This is a genomic window from Alcanivorax sp. (genome assembly GCF_014762765.1).
GTDB lineage: Bacteria > Pseudomonadota > Gammaproteobacteria > Pseudomonadales > Alcanivoracaceae > Alcanivorax.
The window spans coordinates 25,853-47,430 of record NZ_JABURH010000100.1; the positions used below are offsets into that span (position 1 = coordinate 25,853).

The window sequence follows — 21,578 nt, forward strand, 5'->3', positions numbered from 1 at the left end:
TGTTAATGAAAGCACCCGTACGCGTAGCCGTTACCGGCGCCGCTGGCCAAATCAGCTATTCCCTGCTGTTCCGTATCGCCTCCGGCGACATGCTCGGCAAAGACCAGCCCGTTATCCTGCAACTGCTGGAAATCACCCCGGCCATGGAAGCCCTGAAGGGCGTTATCATGGAACTGGAAGATGGTGCTTTCCCGCTGGTCGCCGGCATTGTTGGCACCGACGATGCCAACGTGGCCTTCAAGGACGCCAACTACGCCCTGCTGGTTGGTGCTCGTCCGCGTGGTCCGGGCATGGAGCGTAAAGATCTGCTGGAAGCCAATGCAGCAATCTTCTCTGCCCAGGGCAAAGCCATCAACGACAACGCCAGCAAGGACATCAAGGTCCTGGTTGTCGGCAACCCGGCCAATACCAATGCCCTGATCGCCCAGCGCAATGCGCCGGACATCGACCCCCGTCAGTTTACTGCCATGACCCGCCTGGACCACAACCGTGGCATGGCGCAGCTGGCCAACAAACTGGGCAAGACGGTCAACGACATCACCAAGATGACCATCTGGGGCAACCATTCCTCTACCCAGTACCCGGACCTGCATCACTGCGAAGTGGACGGCAAGGTCGCCATCGACCAGGTTGAGCAAGACTGGTACGAAGGCACCTACATCCCGGAAGTACAGCAGCGCGGTGCCGCCATCATCAAGGCTCGTGGTGCGTCTTCTGCCGCTTCCGCCGCTTCTGCCGCTGTTGACCACATGCGTTCCTGGGCCCTCGGCACTGCCGACGGTGACTGGGTATCCATGGGCATCTACAGCGACGGCTCCTACGGCATCCAGGAAGGCCTGATCTACTCCTTCCCCTGCACCTGCAAGGATGGCGACTGGAGCATCGTTCAGGGTCTGGAAGTGAACGATTTCTCCCGTGGCAAGATGGAAGCCACCGAGAAGGAACTGGCGGAAGAACGTGACGCCGTTTCCCACCTGCTGCCGTAAGGTTTCGCAGGCATGAAAAAGGGGCTCTTCGGAGCCCCTTTTTTTATGGCCGGATAACGCAGATTTGCTCAGTAGTCGTAGTCATACTGCATTTCAGAAGCCGCCTGAGCCCGCTCCACATATTGATTGTAGGCCGGCACAGCCACTGCCATCAGCACACCGATATAACCTACGAACAGCACCGCAACCACAACAAAAGCCGCTATCACCCCACCGCTGTTTGCCACCGGCTTGGGTCCGAACTTGTTCGCCCCCTTGGTGCCAGGCATGAAGATCAACAACAACCCCATTATCAGGTTCACGATGGGAACCAGAAATAGCAACACAAACCAACCGCTGGCGTTGATGTCATTCAACCTTCGGATTGCATAGATCACCGTCATCACCAGGATAAACAGCATCACCACCATGGCCAGGAAACCCAGAAACATGGTGGCCCCGGAATTGGCAGAAGCGCTGTCAAAGCCACCCATAATCGCTGCCAGAATGCCACCCACGACAGCAATCGCCAGGTAGGACAGCATGGTCAAACCAAAGGCATAGACTACATAACGCATACGACCGATACGGCCCGATGCTGCCAGGAACTTTGGCTGATAACTTTCGTCAACATTTGCGGACAGCTCCGCCGATGGAGCCTGATAAGGCTGATTCATGGTTCCCCCCCTTGGGATCGCTGCCAATAAATTACAGGGTGTGCCGGCGACTGAAATCATCCATGGCGCGCAACAGATCACGGCGGCTGATTTGGCCCACCAGGCGACCACCTTCCAGCACCGGCAAGCGCCGGCGATGATCTGCCAGAAACACTTCCGCCACATCCAGAATGGAGGTTTCCCCAGTCACGGTCTGCAGGTCCACACTCATGTATTCCTTCACCGGCCCGATTTCCGTGCCATGGTAGCTGGCTTCCAGAGCGCCTTTCAGGCAGTCGGATTCAGAGAAGACACCCACCAGACGGCCGTTTTCATCAACCACAGGCGCACCGGAAATCTTGTGTTCCAGAAACACACGAATGGCTTCGTTAACCGACATTTCCGGTGTGATAGTAATCAGGCGGCGGGTCATATAGTCCGCCACTTTAATGGACTTGAGCATAATGCCTTCCCTGTTATTGGCGACCAACGGGCCGGGTTCCTCTGCCTGACGCTCACGTCATCGGCTGGCGCAACCAGCCTCCTTTATAGCAGAAAAAAGCTATAAGACCACTGCATTCCACTCCATATAAGCATAAGACGAACGGCTGTGGCCAAAGCAACTCCTATAAGAGTAATTTTGCAGGAAAAATATAAGCCTATGGGGATGCGCAATGAACCGAAGAAAAGAGGATCTAACAACCTGCACCAGGTTTCGTAGTGACCGCTTTTTCACCGAAGGCAGTCAGTGGTACTTCGCTACAAGGGAAAATACTGTCGAAGGCCCCTTTATCAGCCGCGAAGAAGCAGAAAATGGCCTGATGCTTTACCTGAGAGACATTCAGGCCAAAGAGAGCTTCGGCCTGAAACCGGCCAGGGCACCCGGCAACCCGGTTATCCGTCAATAGATTACAGTAAAGCCTTAGGGGCAGTAATAATGCCGTTGTTATCAGCGTAGACATATTCGCCGGATTTAAAGGTAACGCCACCGAAGGTCACATCAATATCGAGTTGGCCTTCGCCGCGGCGCACAGATTTGATCGGTACACAGCCCAGCGTGATAACGCCAAGATCCAGTTTGGCCAGTTCGTCCACATCCCGGCAGGCACCGTAGATGATCACCCCTTCCCAGCCATTCTTGACCGCGTTTTCGGCGATCATGTCGCCGATCAAGGCATTGCGGAGACTCCCACCACCGTCAACCACCAGCACCTTGCCCTTACCGTCGGTACCCAGGTGTTCCTTGACTCGACTGTTGTCCTCGAAACATTTCACCGTGACAATTTCACCGCCAAAGGCACTGCGTCCGCCGTAGCTGAACCAGTTATAGCCGGTTACCACAGAAACACTGTCTGCGTTGTCGTCACACAGATCACAGGTCACAAAGGTCATACTGACTCCTTAATACAGAGGCGAATACGTTATTGCGGACGAGACAGGCATCCCCACTCCATCCGTTTGCCCTACTCGCCTTTCGCTTCTCGTTGATTGCGGAACTTGCCGGCAAACACCAGAAAGTCCCGATAGCGTAATTTATAAAGGCCGGTCTGCGGCCCTTCCAGCGCCATGCCCACCATGGCATCCGCCACTTTGTGGCTGTCCACTGGCAACCAGTGGGCATCGGTCCAGCGAGTCAGCGGCTCGATGACCCGATTGAAGATATTGCCCCAGTCTTCCGCCGGGCGCCGGTCTTCACGCTGGCCACGCAACAGGGATGGCTGCAGGATCGCCAATAATGGCAACTCCAGCTTGATCAGCGCTCTTTCCGCCTGCCCCTTTACCCGGGAATAGAAAAACGGAGAGCGGGCGTTGGCATTGATCGCTGACACCACCAAAAAGCGCTGCACACCGGCACGCAGAGCCATTTGCCCGGCCAGCACCACCAGATCATGATCCACATGGCGGAACGCCTGCCTGGACCCGGCCTTCTTCATGGTGGTACCCAGGCAACAGAACACATCATCCACCTGAAAATGTGGCTGATAGGCTTCCATGTCATCCAGGTCAACCACTTGCACATCCAGCTTGGGATGCTCCACGGAGAGGGGCCGCCGACACAGTACCCGCACCTGTTCATATTCGTCGCTTTCCAGCAGATTGGTGAGGCAATCGCTGCCCACCAGTCCTGTTGCCCCCAGCAGCAAGGCTTTTCTTGTCATTCTGCATCCTCATCCTGGTCCGGCTCCGCTGGCAACCAGCGCCGCAAAACCGTCTCCAGTGCGTCCAGGTGCACTGGTTTCGCCAAAAAATCATCCATTCCCGCCGCCAGGCAGCGCGCCTGTACCCCTTCTGCTGTGTTGGCAGTGATTGCAACCACCGGCGTACGCAGCCCATCGTTCTGTTTTTCTCGCTCACGGAGCTGGCGGGTTACCTCAAAGCCGTCCATTTCCGGCATCATGCAATCCATCAGAATCAAATCGAAGCCCTCCTGGTCCACCAGGGCCAAGGCAGTCTCACCATTACTGACGGTTTTCACCTGATAGCCCAGCTTGCTGAGCATGCCGCGGGTCACCAGTTGGTTGACCTCGTTATCTTCCACCAGCATCAACCGGAATTGCTTGCGTCGCAGGCGCTCCTCACGGGTCTGCATAGGGGCATCACCCACCGGCTGCTGGCGCTGCAGCCCCACCAGTCGGGCCAGAGCGCTGCGCAAACTGCGACGGTGGGCCGGGCGCACCAGCACCACCAGATCATGTTTATCGATCAGTTTCTGGACCGCCGGGGTACCACGCTCTTCGATGGTGGCCAGAAGAATCAGTCGCACCGGCCGCAGGGACGGGTCCTCCAGGACATTACGGCACAGATTCAGGGCCAGTTCCGGCCGCGTCCAGGTGTCTACCAGCAGCAGATCAAAATCGCTATGTTCCCGGTGACCGGCCCGCAGGGCCTGCAGGGCATGGTCGTAACCCTGGGCCGACGAACACTGACAATCCAGGGTTTCCAGTTCTTCCTGCAAACAGGCCACGGTGCCGGAAGCCGCTCCCACAACCACGGCCTCTGCGCCATCCAGCGCCCGCACCAGATCCTGGGATTCGCGCATGTCCGGTTGCATCTGCACCGGCACCGTAAACCAGAAGGTCGACCCTTCACCGGGCACACTCTCTGCCCCCAGTGTGCCACCCATGGCGTCAATCAGCCCCTTGCAGACCAGCAAGCCGAAACCGGTATGGCGGCTGCTGTAGACATCCTGCCCTTCATCGATAAACCGATCCTGGAACAGATGACGCAGGGTTTCCGGGTCCATGCCCACGCCCTCGTCACTGAGCCTTACCCGCAGTACGCCACTGCTTTCGCTTTCCACGGTGAAATCCACATCCAGGCGGATTTCCCCGTTATCGCTGAACTTGATGGCATTACTGAACAGATTGTTGAGCACCTGCATAAGGCGCTCACGGTCACCGCGGATGCGCTTGGGCAGCAACCGGTCGATGACACAGGTCAGCTCCAGCCCGGTGTTCTGTGCCATAGGGCCAAAGGCTTCCAGGGCCTGTTCAATGGCGGTGCGGAAATCGAAAAATTCGGAATTGAGAGTGATTCGGCGCGACAGGATGCGGGAATAATCGAGCACATCATCAATCAACGACAGCAACAGCTTGCCGCTGCGACCGGCCACCTGAAGGTAATCTTTCTGCTCGTCATCCAGGCGGGTGTCTTCCAGCAATGACATCATGCCCATGAGGGAATTCATTGGCGTACGCAGTTCATGGGCAAGCCGGTACACGAGGCTGAGCTGCACCTCCGTACTGCTTCGCACCGGCTGCTGGCTGCTGCTTTCACCGCGTCCGCGCCGCTCCCGCGTCATGGCATGCCAGAAGGTTTCATACTGGCCGCGGTAGAGTCGGAACAGGTAGAAAGCATAAATGCTGATCATGATCGCGATCACCCAGTCGTGCAGGGACCCGGTGATCAGCAGTACCAACACGGTGGGCAGGAACATCAGCACGATATAGGCCTGACGCACCCGCAGCCCGGCCATCCAGGAGCTGCCCAGAGCCGTGGTCACGCCGACGTTATAAAGCAGTACCGCGAAGAAATTGAAGCCGGAACCCAGCCGCCAGGCCAGCCAGGCGGGGAGTATCCCCCACAGCAGGGCATGCATGGCCAGACCGGCGCCAAACAGCTTGCGCCAGCGTGCCGGCCCCGAGCCATAGAGGGCATCGAATCGGGCAACCAGCCATAACCGATAGGCGGTGACGGCCAGAACGGCCCCGCCTCCGATGAGCGCTTCCAGTTCGAAACTCTGATAAACCTGCCCCCAGGCAAAAACCAGGGCATAAATCAGAAGGGCCGCCAAAACCCCCATCAGGGAATTCTTGGCGGCCCCGTAATCGACGCGCTTGAGAACCTTGCGATCTTTCTTGTATGTCACCGTGTCTTGTTCCGTGGAACGTTTCCGGACAATGTGGCGCTACGTTAGCACTGCTTTTCCGGGCTGGCTACTCCGCCGCGCACGATCCAGTGCAATCAGTAACGGCACAAAGAAGAAAAAGTCCACAAACAGCGCCATGGCAATGGTGATCGCCGATAGCAGCCCCATGCTGGCATTGGGATAGAAGTGGCTGGTGCCAATAATTGCGAAATTGGCCACCAGCACCACAGAGGTAGCGACCAGGGCCACCCCCACGGTGCGGAAGGCATAATCCACCGCTTTCTCGGTATTCAACCCCAGCTCCCGCTTGGCACGCACATACTTGCTGAGGAAATGCACCGTATCATCCACCACGATCCCCAGTGTCATGCAGGCCACCACCGACACGGCCAGGCCGATCTCACCATTGATCAACCCCCAGAGACCGAACGCCATGGCAGCCGGCAGGAGATTGGGAATCAGCGACAGCAGTCCGTAGCGAACCGAACGCAGAGCCAGAATCAGAAGCAATGAGACGCTGACCAGCGCAATCAGGGCACCGCCCAACATACTTTCGATATTACGCATGGTGACCCGACCGAACAGGATATCCATACCTGTCCCTTTGGTCTGCATGGCCGCTGGCCAGTTATCCTGCATCCACAGCTCTACCCGGTCGTTGAAATCCAGTACCGGCTTGGAACCTATGTTTTCCAGCACCACGATGGCCCGCGCCTGGCGCTTGTCGATATCCAGCTGATCTTCCAGGCCAAGCCCCTGGGGCAGCGACAACTCATACAGCAGGGTGTATTGGGAAATCAATTCCCGGGAATCCGGAATGCGATAGTAAGCGGGATCACCACCGTGCAGGTCACGGTTAAGGCGTTTGATCACATTGGTATAGGAGGTGGCGTAGACCACTTCATCTTGCTGCTCCAGCCATGTCATCAGATTATCAAGATGCTGCAGATACTCCGGCTCCATGGTGCCGCCGGATTCTCCGGAAGGCACCGCATAATCAATGCGGTGCATCCCGGTCATTTCCGACATGGCAAAATCGTTGACCCGCCTTACCTCGAACGTCTCGTCAAAGTATTCGTTGAAGACATCATTGGTACGGTTAAGCCCCACGCTCGCCGTCAGCACCACGACGACAACCGACATGCCTGCCAGCCAGCGCTTGTAATGGCGGCTGAGATGGCCGGCCAGAGCGCTCATCCAGGGGGAATAATCACGCTGTCTGCCGGGTTCAATGCGATGCGGCAACAGCATCACAAGCGCCGGCAGAAGTAGCACAGAGAACACAAAGGCCAGCAAGACGCCGATCAGCACCACATTCCCCAGTGCCCGGAACGGTTGTGACTCGGAAAAATTGAGGATGGCAAAGCCGATTGCCGTGGTCAGGCTGGTCAACCAGATTGGCTGCAGATTGATTCGCAGGCTTTCCAGCAGGGCCGGTGTTTTGGCAATGCCCTGCAGGCGCTCATGGCGATAACTGGCGAGCAGATGCACGGAGTCCGCCACCGCCAGTGTCAGGATCATGGCCGGCGCCATACCCACGATGGGCGAAAACTCGATACCCAGCCACATGGCCACGCCCATTGCCGAAGCAATGGAGAAAGCGATCACCACCACGGTTACCGCCACAAACATGGCACTACGCAGGATCAGCCAGAGACACAACAGCATCACCAAAAAGGCCAAAGGCAGCGTGGTCACCATGGACTGTTCCGTGGCTTCGGCAGAGGCCTGGGAGAACACTACAGTGCCGGTCACCATGAATTCGATATCCGGGTATTGCTCACCATAGGCCCGGGCCATTTCCCGGGCGGCGGCGGTGATTTCCGGGGCCTCGGTATTGCCCTCGCTCATGGTCACTGTTGCCACTACCCCGGCCACATGCCCCTTGTCCGAAATCAGTCGGCCAACCAGTGCGGGTTCGTCGAGGGCAATCTCCCGGGCTTGGTCGATATCCTCCGCCGACATGGACAGGGCGTCTTCCACCAGCGGCGCCACGAAGAGGTCATCGCCCTCCACTTCCGTGTGCTGAAAATTGGTCAGCGAATCCACCCGGGTGGAATGTGGCAGCGTCCAGGCATCGTCGGTCAGGGCTTCGATCGCCGCCAGGGCCTGCGGCTCAAACACCCGGTCATTCTTCGGGTGCACGACGAACAACACCATTTCGTTGGCCGTGAAGCTGTCTTCCAGGGAGACAAAGCGTTTGAAATCCGGGTTCTCTTCCGTGAAGAAAATGCGCGGATCGTTGTTGTTGTGGAAATGGCTCATACCCGCAGCCATGGCAAGGCACAGGCCGGTACAGACCAGCAGCACCCACACCGGATGGGCGACCACCCAGCGACTCCAAGCGTCTTTCATTCGTTACCCCCATTGATCTGGGACGGAAGTCTAGGCAGAGGTAAACACCGTGTCACGGACCGAACAGGCCAAAATCAACAACTTTACGTTAACGTAAACTTCCCCTATTCTTTTTCCATGAGTAAAAAACAGACCTACAGCATCGGCGAGCTGGCCCGGGAATTTGATGTCACCACCCGCACCATCCGCTTTTACGAAGACCAGGGCCTGGTGACTCCGCAACGACGGGGCCAGACTCGGGTCTACACCCCCGCCGATCGGGTCACCCTGAAACTGATACTGCGCGGTAAGCGACTGGGATTTTCCCTGGCCGAATCCAAAGAGTTGATCCGCATGTACCAGCCCCAGGGCGATAACCGCAGTCAGCTTCTCGCCCTGCAGGGAAAGATTCACCAGCGCCGAGCACAATTGGAACAACAACTTCGGGATATTCAGGTCATGCAGCGGGAACTCGATGACGCCGAGCAGCGCTGCCTGGACGCCCTTCACGATCTGGAGACACAATAATGTTCAACAGCACTTTCAATTTTCATCTGGGCGAAACTATCGATGCGCTCCGTGATACGGCCCGTGCCTTTGCCCAGAAAGAAATTGCCCCCCTGGCCGCCGAAATCGACCGCAGCAATGAGTTCCCCCTGCCGTTGTGGAAAAAAATGGGCGATCTGGGCCTGCTGGGTATTACCGCTGACGAAGAATACGGCGGCGCCAACATGGGCTACCTGGCCCACACCATTGTGGTAGAGGAAATTTCCCGGGCTTCTGCGTCTATCGGTCTCTCCTACGGCGCCCACTCCAACCTGTGCGTCAACCAGATTGTTATCAACGGTACCGACGAGCAGAAAGCCCGGTATCTGCCCAAACTGATCAGCGGTGACCATATCGGTGCCCTGGCCATGAGCGAGCCCGGTGCCGGGTCCGATGTGGTCAGCATGAAGCTGCGCGCCGAAAAGAAAGGCGACCGCTACATCCTCAATGGCAACAAGATGTGGATTACCAACGGCCCTGACGCCCATACCTATGTGATCTACGCCAAGACTGACAGCAATGCAGGCCCCCGAGGCATCACAGCGTTCATCGTCGAGCGTGATTTCCCCGGCTTCTCCCGCGCTCAAAAGCTGGACAAACTGGGCATGCGTGGCTCCAACACCTGCGAGCTGGTGTTCGAAGACTGCGAAGTCCCCGCCGAAAACATCCTCGGCAAGGAAAACGAGGGTGTGAAAGTGCTGATGAGCGGCCTGGATTACGAGCGCACCATTCTTTCCGGGGGCCCGGTAGGCGTGATGCAGGCCTGTATGGACGAAGTGGTGCCCTACATCCACGAGCGCAAACAGTTTGGTCAGGCCATCGGCGAGTTCCAGCTGATACAGGGCAAGATCGCCGACATGTACGTGATGCTCAATACCAGCCGCAGCTATCTCTACCATGTGGCTCAGGCCTGTGACCGCGGCGAGACCAACCGCAAGGATGCCGCCGGCGTGATCCTCTACTGCGCCGAAAATGCCACCAAGATGGCACTGGAAGCGATCCAGACCCTGGGCGGTAACGGCTACATCAACGACTACAACACCGGTCGCCTGCTGCGCGACGCCAAGCTCTATGAAATCGGCGCCGGCACCAGTGAAATCCGTCGCATGCTGATCGGCCGCGAGCTGTTTAACGAAACCGCCTGACCAAGCCAGCAAAAGAAATTTTCACCACAGAGGGCACAGAGTTCACTGAGGAAAACCTTATCTCTGTGTGCTCTGTGACCTCTGTGGTAAGAAACGGTTTTTGCGAGACTCCTATGCCCAAGATCAATAGCCAGATCAATCCTGCCAGCCCGGAATTTCAGGCCAATCGGGAACACAACCTGACACTGCGCCAGCAGCTGCAGGAAAAACTGGACCACATCGCCCACGGCGGTGGCGAAGCCGCCGAACAGCGCCTGCGCGAGCGCGGCAAGCTGCCGGTCCGTGAACGTATCAACCTGCTGCTGGACCCGGGCTCCCCGTTTCTGGAGATTTCCGCCCTGGCCGCCGAAGGGGTCTATGGGGAAGACGTGCCGGCGGCGGGCTGTGTGGGCGGCATCGGTCAGATCCACGGCGTGGAATGCATGATCGTCGCTAACGATCCCTCGGTAAAAGGCGGCAGCTACTACCCGCTGACCGTGAAAAAACACCTGCGGGCCCAGGCCATTGCCGCCGAAAACCGGCTTCCCTGTGTCTATCTGGTGGATTCCGGCGGTGCCAACCTGCCCCGTCAGGATGAGGTCTTCCCGGATCGCGAACACTTTGGCCGCATCTTCTTCAACATGGCCAACATGTCCGCCCGCGGCATTCCCCAGATCAGTGTGGTACTGGGCTCCTGCACCGCTGGCGGCGCCTACGTGCCGGCCATGGCCGACGAAGTGATCATGGTCAAGGAACAGGCCACCATCTTCCTGGCCGGCCCGCCGCTGGTGAAAGCGGCCACCGGCGAGGTAGTCACCGCCGAGGAGCTGGGCGGCGCCAACCTGCACTGTGAACAATCCGGGGTGGCCGATCATCTGGCCGAAGACGAACCCCACGCCCTGGAACTGGCCCGCCGCTCCATTGCCCACCTGAACTGGCACAAGCCCGATCAGGTCAACCGTCAGCCGGTACGGCCGCCAGCTTACGATCCCAACGAGCTTTACGGCGTCATTCCCACCACGACCCGCCAGCCCATGCCGGCACGGGAACTGATTGCGCGCATCGTGGACGGCTCCGAACTGGATGAATTCAAGGCCCGCTATGGCACTACCCTGGTGTGCGGCTTTGCCCATATCCACGGCTATCCGGTGGGCCTTCTTGCCAACGATGGGGTGCTTTATTCCGAGTCTGCCCAGAAAGGCGCGCACTTCATCGAACTGTGTAACCAGCGAAAGATTCCGCTGCTGTTCCTGCAGAACATCACCGGCTTCATGGTGGGCAAGAAATACGAGTCCGAAGGCATCGCCAAACACGGCGCCAAGATGGTCAACGCTGTGGCCTGTGCCAGCGTGCCCAAATTCACCGTGATCACCGGTGGCAGCTTCGGCGCCGGTAACTATGGCATGTGTGGACGCTCCTACGATCCGCGCTTCATGTTCATGTGGCCCAATGCCCGTATTGGCGTAATGGGCGGGGAACAGGCCGCCAGCGTGCTGACTCAGGTAAAGCAGGCCTCGTTGAAGAAGAAAGGTCAGCAATGGAGTGACGAGGAAGCTGCCGCCTTCCAGGCAGATATGACCGAGCGCTACGAAGAAATGGCGCAACCCTGGTACGCCAGCGCACGGCTGTGGGACGACGGCGTGATCGATCCCGCCGACACCCGCGATGTGCTCGGCCTGGCCATTTCTGCCAGCTTGAATGCGCCGATTGAAGAGACACGGTATGGCGTGTTTCGGATGTGATTGGGTCGGACGTCCGACGTCTGACGTCCGACGCTCAAAAACCTGGAGCAGGATATGAGCGTAACAATACAAACAGAAGGTTCGGTGGCCAGAATCACTCTGGACAACCCGGAAAAACGCAACGCCTTCGATGACCGCATCATTGCCTCGCTGACGGAAGCTTTTGAGCAAGCCGGCAGCGATGACGGTGTCCGCGTGGTGGTGTTGCAGGCCGCCGGCAAACATTTTTCCGCGGGCGCCGACCTCAACTGGATGCGCGCCATGGGAAAACTGGATGCGCAACAAAACCGGGACGATGCACTGAAACTGGCGCGGCTGATGCAGTCTATCGACCAGTGCCCCAAGCCTGTTATCGCCCGGGTTCAGGGCGCAGCCTTTGGCGGTGCTCTGGGCCTGATCTGCGCCGCCGACATGGCGGTGGCCGCCGACAATGCCCGCTTCTGCCTCAGCGAAGTGAAGCTGGGCATCGTGCCAGCGGTGATCAGCCCCTATGTGGTGCGGGCTATGGGCGCCCGGCAGGCCAATCGTTATTTCATGACGGCGGAAGTGATCCCCGCCGAGCGGGCCGTAGCGCTGGGCATTGCCCATGAGGTCGTTCCGGAAAGCGAGCTGAACGACAGCGTGGATTCCCTGATCAACGCCCTGCTCGCCGCCGCCCCCCAAGCACAGATCGAAGCCCGCAACCTGATCGCCCGCGTCAGCCACGGCCCCATTGATCAGGCCATGCTCGACGACACCGCCGACCTGATCGCCCGGCTGCGAACCGGAGAAGAAGGCCAGGAAGGGCTGAGTGCCTTTCTGGAAAAACGAACACCCAACTGGATCTGATCCACTACCCGTAGGAGCGTCGCTGGCGGCGCGATAAGCCACGACGAAATCGCGCCGCCAGCGACGCTCCTACGGCAGGACAAAGGCAACACCATGGCAACGATAAAAAAACTCCTGATCGCCAACCGAGGCGAAATCGCCCGGCGCATTATCCGCACCTGCCGCCAGCAAGGCATCGCTACCGTGGCGGTCTACTCCGATGTGGATGCCTCTCTGCCCCATGTCCGTGAGGCAGATCAGGCAGTCTGCCTGGGTCCGGCGCCGGCGCGGGAGAGCTATCTGGTGATCGACAAGGTCATCGCCGCCGCCAGAGAAACCGGCGCCGATGCCATTCACCCGGGGTACGGATTCCTTTCCGAGAACACCGCCTTTGCTGCCGCCTGTGAAAACGCGGGTATCATTTTTGTCGGCCCCAATGCCCGAGCCATTGAGGTCATGGGCGACAAGGCCGCCGCCCGGCAATTGATGGCGAACAGCGGCGTGCCGGTATTGCCCGGTTTCGATGAGGAAGGCGCCAGTGATGATGACCTGGTTCGCGCCAGCGAACAGGTGGGTTTTCCACTTCTGATAAAGGCCGTAGCCGGCGGTGGTGGCAAGGGCATGCGAGTGGTCAATAGCGCCAGCGAATTCAACGAAGCGCTGGCAGCGGCACGCCGCGAAGCCAGCGGCGCCTTTGGCGATGACCGGGTGCTGCTGGAGCGCTATCTGCCAACAGCCCGCCACGTGGAGGTCCAGGTATTCGCTGACAATCACGGTAACGCGGTGCATCTGTTCGAGCGGGACTGTTCGGTACAGCGTCGCCACCAGAAAATCATCGAGGAGGCCCCGGCGCCGGGGCTGGACGAGGCCACCCGGAACGCCTTTGGTGACGCCGCGGTCCAGGCCGCCAAGGCCATTGATTACCGCGGTGCGGGTACCGTCGAGTTCCTCTACGGTCCCGATGGCCAGTTCTACTTTATGGAAATGAACACTCGCCTGCAGGTAGAACACCCGGTGACGGAAATGATCACCGGCGAAGACCTGGTCGCCTGGCAGCTGGCCGTCGCCGCCGGCGATCCACTGCCCAAAGCGCAGCACCAGATCGAACGTCACGGCCACGCCATGGAAGTGCGTCTCTATGCGGAGAACCCGGAACAGGGCTTCCTGCCCTCTTCCGGCCTGCTCAGCCATCTGCGCTGGCCCCATGAGGTGGCCCGGGTGGATGCCGGATATGAGCATGGCGACCGGGTGGACGATCACTACGATCCCATGATCGCCAAGTTGATCTGCCATGGTGGGTCCCGCCATGAGGCCCGCCGGAAACTGATCACGGCTCTGGACGCCCTGGAGCTGAAAGGCATCCACCACAATGCCCCCTTCCTGCACCGGGTGCTCAACGACGATGCCTTTGCCGATGGCGACCTGGATACCCGTCTTCTGGAACACCGCCCACACCTGCTCGAGGCCACGGTGACCGAACTGGCGCTGCTGGCCCTGGCCGCCAGCCAGGTAATCGCTGCCGACAGCATCAACGACTCCCCCTGGCAAAGTCTGCAAGGCTGGCGACCCATGGGCCGGCGTTTTCGGCAAACCCTGCTTCAGGTGGATGGCGACCTGATCACCGTCCGCGAACAGGACGGCGTTGCCTCCGTGGGCGACAAACAGGCGCCCCTTGTTGCGACACGGGATGCCCAGACCATCAACCTGCATTGGGGCACCAACGGTTTGCGCGCACGCCATGCCCGCAAAGATGACAGCACCCTGCTGTTGTTCGTGGCCGGACAGGCCCATGAAATCACTCTCAATCCCAGCCGCGACAGTGCCCAACATGACGATGCAGCCGGCTTCATCGCGCCCATGAGTGGCACCATCGTTGCCCTGCATGTGTCCGCGGGCGATGCCGTTGCTGCTGGCGATGCAGTCATTACACTGGAAGCCATGAAAATGGAGCACACCCTGCGCGCAACGGTGCCGGGGACCGTGCATGACTTTCATGTGGCAACCGGAGACAGCGTCAGCGAAGGCACCTTGCTGGTGGAATTTGAAGAGGCCGCTGACGACTGACAGCCGCGGCCTGTGGGCCCGCGCAATGAGCAACCTGATGAAAACCACCGGACACTTGCTGCCGGACACCAGACACTTGGGAGAACAGAATGTCCGCACCGCTTTGGCAACCGGGTGACGCGCAACAGCACAGCCGACTGGCCAGGTTCTGGGAACAGGCCCGCCACCACAGCGGCCAGCCGCTGGCCGACTACAATGCCCTGCATGCCTGGTCAGTGGAGCAGCCGGAGGCGTTCTGGCAACAGGTGTGGGACTTCTGTGCTGTGGTGGGCGAGCCCGGCGATACCGTGCTCACCCGTCGTGATCGTTTCCAGGACACCCACTGGTTTCCCCAGGCTCGCCTGAACTACGCGGAAAATCTGCTGCACCGCAACGACACCCACCCTGCCCTGATCAGCGTGCTGGAGGACGGCACCCGCCATGAAGTCAGTTACGCCGACCTGCGTGTGGCCGCCGGCAAGGTAGCCGCCCAGTTGCTCGCCGCCGGTGTGAAACCCGGCGACCGGGTCGCCGGCTACATGCCCAACCGGATTGAGACGGTGATCGCCGCCCTGGGCGCGGCCTGGATCGGCGCGGTATGGTCATCCTGCTCGCCGGACTTCGGCGTGTCCGGCGTACTCGATCGCTTCGGGCAGATCGAACCTGCCGTGCTGGTGGCCTGTGACGGTTACCACTACAACGGCAAGTGGATCGATCTTGGGGATCGCATTGATGCCCTGCACGATGCTTTGAAACCGGAGCTGCTGGTGGTAGTGCCCGGCAAAGGCACCAGTACCCCGGTAAGACGGGCATTGATCTGGCAAACCTGGCTGGACAGCGCCGGGCCGGCCCCGGATTTTGCTGCACTGCCGTTCAATCACCCGCTATTCATTCTTTACTCCTCCGGAACCACCGGCCAACCCAAGTGCATCGTGCACGGTGCCGGTGGCACCCTGCTGCAACAGACCAAGGAACTGCAGTTGCACGGGGATGTGGGCCCCGAGGACACCCTGTTCTATTTCACCACCTGCGGCTGGATGATGTGGAACTGGCTGATCTGTGGCCTGCATACCGGGGCCACCCTGGTGCTTTACGACGGCAACCCGGCCTACCCGAACACCGCCCGCTTGTTCGATCTTGTGGATGGCGAAGGCATCACCCATTTCGGCACCAGCGCCAAGTTTATCCAGGCCGTAGAGAAGTCCGGCCTCAGACCCTGTGAAAGCCATGATCTTGCTACCCTGCGAACGCTCTTCTCCACCGGCTCTCCCTTGCTCCATGAGAGCTATGACTACCTGTACCAGCAGGTAAAGCCGAATCTGCTGGTCAGCTCCATTTCCGGGGGAACCGACATCATTTCCTGCTTTGCACTGGGCAATCCGCTGCTGCCGGTCTATCGCGGTGAACTGCAGTGCGCCGGGCTGGGCATGGATGTGGACGTGTTTGACGACAACGGTGAGCCGCTGGCAGACAGCAAGGGCGAACTGGTGTGCCGACAGCCCTTCCCTTCCTGCCCGGTAGCATTCTGGAACGACCCGGATGGCAGCCGCTTCCACCGGGCCTACTTTGCCCGTTTCGACGGCGTCTGGGCCCATGGCGACTACGCCCAACTGGTTCCCCATGAACAGCATACCGGGCTGATCATTCACGGCCGTTCCGATGCGGTACTCAACCCGGGCGGCGTGCGCATCGGCACCGCAGAAATCTACCGCCAGGTGGAAACGCTTGATGAAATCCGCGAGGCCATTGTGGTCGGTCAGGAATGGCAAGGCGATGTGCGCGTGGTGCTGTTTGTGGTGCTTGCCGATGGCGTCAGTCTCGACGAGGCGTTACAAGCACGAATCCGCAAGGCCATTCGCGAAGGCGCCACGCCCCGCCATGTGCCGGCAGTCATTGCCGAGGTGCCGGAAATCCCACGCACAGTGAGCGGCAAGATTGTGGAACTGGCGGTTCGCGAAGTGATCCACGGGCGCCCGGTGACCAACCGCAATGCCCTGGCCAATCCGCAAGCCCTGGAGCACTTCTCCAACCTTCCTGAGCTGGCAAATTGACCACCCGTTTACCGGGCCATTGACGGCCCGGCATAAAGGCGCATCATGTAAGGTTGTACCGGCCAAGTGATGTAAAAGATGAAGAATAATAAATGCTTGCCGATGATAACGGCTGCTCTGTTGCTGTCGGCATTGTCCGGCGCCATGCACGCCCAGATCATTACACTCACCGGCGAAAGCTTCAAAGCACTGCATGGAAAACAGAGCGGACTGTATTCATTCTTCACCATGCAGGATGGCCGCCTGGCACCAGTGCCACACCAGTGGGTGCAATGGTCCGAACAGGGTTACCCCTATTTTGAACAGGACGATAGCACCGACCTGGTGGGAGATCCGGCCCGTATCGATGCCGAGGACCGGCTGTTACTGCGTTTTGAAGATGGCGGTCAGCCGCTTGATGGCCCGGTTACCGAACAGGTGGCAGCCGAACTGGCCGTGGAACAGGCCGGAGAAACGCGCTTTTTCTATCTGGTAAAGAACGCCTACCTGCAGAATACCGATCGCTACGTACAGTTCGATCCGCAGTCGATGACCATCAAAAGCACCGACTATGCCCTGAGCATGGCAGACGGCAACCTGTTCAAGTGGAGCGACTTTTACTTTCGTGGCTTTGAGGGCGAAAACGGTGAGCGCCAGAGCATCCTCGACACCCTGAAATTACGGCTCAGTGCCGGCCTGTTCGGCGAAAACAATCGAGTCACATTGAACAACAACAATCTGGACCCCAAGGTCAAACAGGTAATCAATGGCCCCCTCGCGGCACTGGTTTACGCCTCGACTTCTGTGACGGTGGCCAAGGTCCCCGTGCTGCGAATCAATAATTATTTCCTGGTGATGCCCAGACAGATGGAGATCCATAGTCGTTTTACCCTACCCGGTATCGCTGAAACCGTAGTGAAACGCCCGGCACTGGATATCTCTCTGGACGGTAACGGGCTCTATGACAGCCAACTGATGACCAGCTGGACCGGCAATCATATGGCTATCACTGATGGCCGACTCTCGGATGCGGAAAAAGCCATGCTCAATCAGCCCCTCAGAGGAGACAACTGGATCTGGTTCAGTACAGGTCGCGGTTTTGATTTGCTCGCCCAGCTGGCTTTCCTGAAAGGATTTAATACCCCTGCCCGCCTCCTTTACCAAGATGATGCGTCATTAGCCAACGAGCCTGAGCGTTTTCCAGGCCAACTTCCCAATGTGGGCTTTTCGTTGACAGATATCCCATACGGCCAGGAGTTTTATTTTGTTACGCGGCTGTTCTACAGCAAGGATAGCCAGGGGCTCACACCCGACCAATATGCAAGCCAGCAACTGGACACCCCGCGTACCCGCATGACGTTGCAATAACATGAGCAAGGGTACCAACGACGGAACACTTGTCATTACTGCCATCGGGTTTGTAGAGTGAAAGCTCACCCGGTCAGGCGTTCGTTCATGCAGGTACTGTGTTCCGATACGCAGCGGCAACCACTCACCCACTCCGGGTTTCGTGCTTCCTGGCTGGCGGTTACCTTGTTGTTCTGGCCCTTCTCCGGGTGGGCGTCCTCCGTTTCTGATGAAAACTGCGAGCTGGTCTACGATTACGGCGATCCTGCGCTGTTTGAATTTGTCGAGACCCGACAGAAAGTGGATTTTAGCCAATACCAAGGGCGTCCCGTCGGCAAGATTCACTTCACTGTACTCCCCATCTTCAATGAAGAGGATCCGGCAGAAGATAACTGGCTTTATCGTGCTGCGAATTTTCTGCATATCGAAACGCGTAAAACCACCTTGCAAAAGCAGATGATCCTGAACAGTGGTGAGCCGCTGGATCGGGATCACCTCAGGGAGAATGAACGGTTGTTACGGGGTAACGACTACCTTGTAGACGCCATGATCGTACCGCACCAGGTTTGTGCAGATCGTATAGACCTACTGGTAGTGGTCCGGGATGTGTGGACATTTTCACCATCTGCTTCCGCATCTCGCTCTGGTGGCGATGACAGCACCAGTGCCGGCTTTACCGAAAGCAACTTGCTCGGTACGGGCCAGCGAGTTGCCACCGGTTACTTTGATGATGCAGACCGCAGTGGCCACTTCTTCAGCTATCGGAACCCGCTTCTTCCCTCACGAATGCAGCTGAACCTCAGCTACACCAATGCCAGCGACGGAGAATCACTTTCCGGCGGCCTGCTTCGTCCTTTCTATCAGCTGGACAGCCGCTGGTCTGCAGGTATCGATGTGCAGCGTGAGAATCTTCTTGAGCGCATTGAGGTGAACGATCAGACGGTGAACCGCTATCGCCTTGAAGACAACCGCTACCAAGCCTTTGTCGGCTGGTCTCCAGGGGTCAATGGCAATAGCGTTACCCGCTGGCGATTTGGCATGACCGACGAGGAAGAACGCTTCAGCGATGTGCCAGGAGAAACCACTTCACTGCCCGACAACGAACGTCGCGTTTATCCCTGGCTATCCTGGGAATATCAGGAGAACGAGCATTTAGTCGCTTCAAACCTTAACCGCGCCCAGCGCCAGGAGGATATTCGTCTGGGCTGGTATCATTTTGTGCGCGTAGGCCATGCCAGTAAGTCCTTCGGCAGCAATGCGGAATCCGTCATTTTCAACCTGAGCACCAGCGACACCCGTTTTATACGCCAGCATCATCTGTTTCGTAGCAGTCTGTCTGCAAGCGGACGTTATCAGGATGAGGATTTTATTAGCACAATCTATGGTGGCGGCCTCAGTTATTACTATTTTCTCAACCAGAATAACCGCTGGTTCGCACGCCTCAACCTGACTGCCGGCAGTAATCTGCGCCAGGACGAGCAATTAACCATTGGCGGCAACGACAACCTGCGCGGTTACCCCACCAACTACCAGCGTGGCGACCGCCGTTGGGTATTTTCCGTGGAACGGCGCCGTTTTACCAACTGGCAGATTTTCAATCTGGCCTATGTGGGTGGCGCCGTTTATGTGGATGCCGGGCAAGCCTGGGAGCAGGGCCAGCCCCGCGGTAGTACCCTGGCCAATGCTGGGCTGGGACTGCGCCTCAGCCCCAGCAAGTTCCGCGTGGACCGAGTACTGCACCTGGATGTGGCAACCCCGCTGGTGGATCAGGATCAAGTGGACGATGTGCAGTTCATCGTTACAGGAAGGGTGGATTTTTAGGTTGCGAGAAGCGGGTTACAAGGAGCGAAAAGCTGCTTTTTTTCGGAACTCGTACCTCGTGACTCGCAACTAGGGACGGTTTACCTCATCTGCAAAATATTCAGCTTAGCCCGCCCCATTATTGAGACGATGGTACACCTCGTCTTTCAATCGAATCCTTTCTTTTTTTAAACGCTCCATATCCAGATCGGCAATCGGGCTCTCACGCATTTCCAGGCCCCGTATTTGTTTGTCCAGTTTGTCATGATCCACCACCAGAGCCCGGAAACCGGGATCGTAACTGACCAGCTCGTCAATTTTCTGGCGCTGATCAGGGAATTCATGGTGGATGCTGTGATTCTCTCCCAACATGGACATTTCTCCTTTGCGGTAACGTTGAGTAACCCGCTGAGGGCTACGTCTAACTCTCCGACACAAAAAGCTGCGTCACTGTTCCCATACATCATTAAATCACCACATTTTCTGATTAGATTCAATCAGGCAGGCCCGTAAGATGAAAGGGAGCCTCTAAATAACTCCTTGGATGCTCAGCCTTCCCCACTGGCTCGCAACCGATACTGGCAGAGCACAGAGGGCGCGATTTTGAAGGTGCCCCCTTAAGGGTAATCGAGGTATGTCCATCGACATTTCACCTTCAACACGCAACAACGAGTGCGGGCCAGCCAGGAAGACCCGGAAGCACTCGCAAAGCATAAAGGCGCGACCTTAAGGGTTCGCAAGGAGTTATTCAGAGTCTCGCCTGAGCGCTACGTTGTCACCGGGCAGCTCGGTGGTAGTCGGAACCCTCACTGCACAAAGGAGGCGTGCACATGGCGTTACCGCAATTACTGACCCGCGACCATATCCAGACCGGCCTGACTCAGGCCAGCGAACAATGCCATCAACCTGATGCAGGACTGTTCGGCCCCGGCTCCATCTGCTGGCAGTTGATGCGCGAAAACCTTACCTGCCTGGCACACGGTCGAGTGATACTGCTGGCACTGGCGGATAGCCGTCTGTCGCAGCTGCTGGTGGATTCCCATGATCTGGTGCAGCGATTACAGCACACCCAGGTGTTCATGCTGAAGCTGGTCTTCGGCAACCTGGACCAAGCCTTGCTGACACTGGACAGTCCGCGCATGCGACGCAAGACCCTGTTCGACGTGGATGACAGCGAAACACTGCTGTATGCGCTGACAGCCTGGATGGATTCCTGTCTGACGGTCTATCAAGAGGTGATTGAACCGCTGAATTCCGCCCATCAGGAGCGGTTGTTCGAGGAAACCATGCTGCTGGCGCAGGTAATGGGTATCCCTGAAGAACGACGGCCTACAGACTGGCACGCTCATCGCCGCTGGTGGCAACGTCGTCTTAATCACTCCGGGCCGGTAAGTGATCGGCGCCGCCGACTTGGCCACGAGCTGATCCGTGAACAGGGTTACCCTGGAAGACTGCCCTACGGCCAGTATCTGCCATTGGCCGCCTTCCAGGTTCCCGAACACCTGAGACAGACATTCCGCTTGCCGCCAACCGGGCTGGACAGCCATCGGGCCTACCAGAGACATCTAAGCAAGTTGATGGAGATAACCCGACGACTGCCACCACGATTGCGCTATCAACCCGCTTACCATGAAGCTAGTCAGCGACTGAACGGCCGAGCCCGCGCAGACCTGGCTACCCGATTGCTGAATCGATGGTGGACGGGGGAAAGTGACCTGGTTAACAGCGGCTGGTCAATTCCGAAAGTGGATCGGTTGCCCAGCGTGAGTTACTGAGCATAGATAACAAGCAACAGACTGCACGCCAAAAGCCGCA

The 21,578-nt window shown here is 58.2% G+C and carries 18 protein-coding genes; 11 read left to right on the plus strand and 7 right to left on the minus strand.

The genetic code is table 11. The features are described from left to right. The first annotated feature begins 5 nt into the window (after positions 1 to 5). Positions 6 to 986 (plus strand): malate dehydrogenase, encoded by a 981-nt coding sequence (locus HUJ17_RS05565; RefSeq protein ID WP_290509748.1) that lies wholly within the window; start codon positions 6 to 8, stop codon positions 984 to 986. Between the two features lie 68 nt (positions 987 to 1,054). Here HUJ17_RS05565 and HUJ17_RS05570 read toward each other — a convergent pair whose 3' ends face one another. Together HUJ17_RS05570 and HUJ17_RS05575 are read right to left on the minus strand one after the other, a co-directional pair. Further along, the gene (locus HUJ17_RS05570; protein WP_290509749.1) at positions 1,055 to 1,642 is read right to left on the minus strand and encodes a DUF805 domain-containing protein; all 588 of its coding nucleotides are present in this window, start codon (positions 1,640 to 1,642) and stop codon (positions 1,055 to 1,057) included. Positions 1,643 to 1,673: 31 nt separating this feature from the next. Then, positions 1,674 to 2,084, minus strand: coding sequence for a CBS domain-containing protein (locus tag HUJ17_RS05575; RefSeq protein ID WP_290509750.1), 411 nt, complete (start codon positions 2,082 to 2,084; stop codon positions 1,674 to 1,676). A 211-nt stretch (positions 2,085 to 2,295) separates the two neighbouring features. Here HUJ17_RS05575 and HUJ17_RS05580 point away from each other — a divergent pair, with 211 nt between their 5' ends. Further along, the gene (locus tag HUJ17_RS05580; RefSeq protein WP_290509751.1) at positions 2,296 to 2,529 is read left to right on the plus strand and encodes a DUF6316 family protein; all 234 of its coding nucleotides are present in this window, start codon (positions 2,296 to 2,298) and stop codon (positions 2,527 to 2,529) included. Between the two features lies 1 nt (position 2,530). Here HUJ17_RS05580 and rraA read toward each other — a convergent pair whose 3' ends face one another. The 4 genes from rraA to HUJ17_RS05600 form a co-directional block, all read right to left on the minus strand. Further along, positions 2,531 to 3,013 (minus strand): ribonuclease E activity regulator RraA, encoded by a 483-nt coding sequence (gene rraA, locus HUJ17_RS05585; RefSeq protein ID WP_290509752.1) that lies wholly within the window; start codon positions 3,011 to 3,013, stop codon positions 2,531 to 2,533. A 71-nt stretch (positions 3,014 to 3,084) separates the two neighbouring features. Beyond that, positions 3,085 to 3,780 carry an NAD(P)H-binding protein gene (locus HUJ17_RS05590; protein ID WP_290509753.1) on the minus strand — a complete coding sequence of 232 codons (696 nt, stop codon included), beginning with the start codon at positions 3,778 to 3,780 and terminating at the stop codon, positions 3,085 to 3,087. Further along, positions 3,777 to 5,990: a response regulator gene (locus HUJ17_RS05595; protein ID WP_290509754.1), complete on the minus strand. Its 2,214-nt coding sequence runs from the start codon at positions 5,988 to 5,990 to the stop codon at positions 3,777 to 3,779. Before HUJ17_RS05595 ends, HUJ17_RS05590 begins: the two co-directional genes overlap by 4 nt. A gap of 39 nt (positions 5,991 to 6,029) precedes the next feature. Continuing rightward, positions 6,030 to 8,345 (minus strand): MMPL family transporter, encoded by a 2,316-nt coding sequence (locus HUJ17_RS05600; RefSeq protein ID WP_290509755.1) that lies wholly within the window; start codon positions 8,343 to 8,345, stop codon positions 6,030 to 6,032. Positions 8,346 to 8,462: 117 nt separating this feature from the next. On the opposite strand from HUJ17_RS05600, the gene HUJ17_RS05605 reads away from it, so the two are divergent. The 8 genes from HUJ17_RS05605 (at position 8,463) to HUJ17_RS05640 (ending at position 19,784) form a co-directional block, all read left to right on the plus strand. Continuing rightward, positions 8,463 to 8,852, plus strand: a complete 390-nt coding sequence (locus HUJ17_RS05605) for a MerR family DNA-binding transcriptional regulator (RefSeq protein ID WP_103916798.1) — start codon at positions 8,463 to 8,465, stop codon at positions 8,850 to 8,852. Next, on the plus strand, positions 8,852 to 10,015 hold the full coding sequence (locus tag HUJ17_RS05610; protein WP_290509756.1) for an isovaleryl-CoA dehydrogenase: 1,164 nt from the start codon (positions 8,852 to 8,854) through the stop codon (positions 10,013 to 10,015). Before HUJ17_RS05605 ends, HUJ17_RS05610 begins: the two co-directional genes overlap by 1 nt. 113 nt (positions 10,016 to 10,128) lie before the next feature. Beyond that, on the plus strand, positions 10,129 to 11,736 hold the full coding sequence (locus tag HUJ17_RS05615) for a carboxyl transferase domain-containing protein (RefSeq protein WP_290509757.1): 1,608 nt from the start codon (positions 10,129 to 10,131) through the stop codon (positions 11,734 to 11,736). A 54-nt stretch (positions 11,737 to 11,790) separates the two neighbouring features. Next, positions 11,791 to 12,564, plus strand: coding sequence for an enoyl-CoA hydratase/isomerase family protein (locus HUJ17_RS05620; protein ID WP_290509758.1), 774 nt, complete (start codon positions 11,791 to 11,793; stop codon positions 12,562 to 12,564). Between the two features lie 93 nt (positions 12,565 to 12,657). Next, positions 12,658 to 14,607 (plus strand): biotin carboxylase N-terminal domain-containing protein, encoded by a 1,950-nt coding sequence (locus HUJ17_RS05625; protein ID WP_290509759.1) that lies wholly within the window; start codon positions 12,658 to 12,660, stop codon positions 14,605 to 14,607. Positions 14,608 to 14,696: 89 nt separating this feature from the next. Continuing rightward, the gene (locus HUJ17_RS05630) at positions 14,697 to 16,637 is read left to right on the plus strand and encodes an acetoacetate--CoA ligase (RefSeq protein ID WP_290509760.1); all 1,941 of its coding nucleotides are present in this window, start codon (positions 14,697 to 14,699) and stop codon (positions 16,635 to 16,637) included. 78 nt (positions 16,638 to 16,715) lie between these two features. Continuing rightward, positions 16,716 to 17,984 (plus strand): hypothetical protein, encoded by a 1,269-nt coding sequence (locus HUJ17_RS05635; protein ID WP_290509761.1) that lies wholly within the window; start codon positions 16,716 to 16,718, stop codon positions 17,982 to 17,984. 87 nt (positions 17,985 to 18,071) lie between these two features. Next, positions 18,072 to 19,784 carry a ShlB/FhaC/HecB family hemolysin secretion/activation protein gene (locus HUJ17_RS05640; protein WP_290509762.1) on the plus strand — a complete coding sequence of 571 codons (1,713 nt, stop codon included), beginning with the start codon at positions 18,072 to 18,074 and terminating at the stop codon, positions 19,782 to 19,784. Between the two features lie 105 nt (positions 19,785 to 19,889). Here the strand turns inward: HUJ17_RS05640 and HUJ17_RS05645 are convergent, their stop codons facing one another. Then, positions 19,890 to 20,135, minus strand: coding sequence for a YdcH family protein (locus HUJ17_RS05645; RefSeq protein WP_290509763.1), 246 nt, complete (start codon positions 20,133 to 20,135; stop codon positions 19,890 to 19,892). A 458-nt stretch (positions 20,136 to 20,593) separates the two neighbouring features. Here HUJ17_RS05645 and HUJ17_RS05650 point away from each other — a divergent pair, with 458 nt between their 5' ends. Continuing rightward, complete coding sequence (locus HUJ17_RS05650) at positions 20,594 to 21,538, plus strand: oxygenase MpaB family protein (RefSeq protein ID WP_290509764.1); 945 nt, start codon at positions 20,594 to 20,596, stop codon at positions 21,536 to 21,538. The last annotated feature ends 40 nt before the right edge of the window (positions 21,539 to 21,578 follow it).